The 534-nt window shown below is 40.8% G+C and carries 1 protein-coding gene; it reads right to left on the reverse strand.

Going from position 1 to position 534, the window contains the following annotated elements:
• Positions 1-105: 105 nt before the first annotated feature.
• Positions 106-534: DinB family protein (locus ACSR9O_RS27285; protein ID WP_491725428.1), on the reverse strand; the 429-nt coding region annotated here is incomplete at its 5' end.

Raw genomic sequence — 534 nt, forward strand, 5'->3', positions numbered from 1 at the left:
GTCAGGAAAATGCGGATTTACAACGTTAAGGAAGTTTCAATATTAAAAAACCTAATTTCTCAGCATTAAATGAGAAATTAGGTTTTTTCATTAATAGAAAAAGACTTATAAGTATTTATCACTAATCACTTTCATATGGTGTAACTCGTGCCCGACAATGCCATATGCAAAGGTACCTATCGAAACTGGGCTGTTCATTACAGTTCCATAACGATCCCACGCTGCATCATCAATGGTTGAAATAAGACTTAACGTGTTGGAGCGTACCATGTCTAAACCAGCTAGTAGCTGCTCCCAGGATAATTTGTTGAAGTTTGCCGCAGAAACGTATTGATCCTGATCCATTGCTGGGAGTGGTGCACTTTCATTTCGTGCAATGGCAAGCATTCGATACGACATCACACGTTCCACGTCGGCCAAATGCCCAATCACTTCTTTTAAAGTCCATTTCCCTGGTGCGTACGCCTTCCTTGCTGACTCCTCTGATATGCTGCTCAAGAAGGTAATGGTCTTAGTTCGTTGCTTACTAAGTAT

This window comes from Peribacillus sp. B65, from assembly GCF_058513295.1.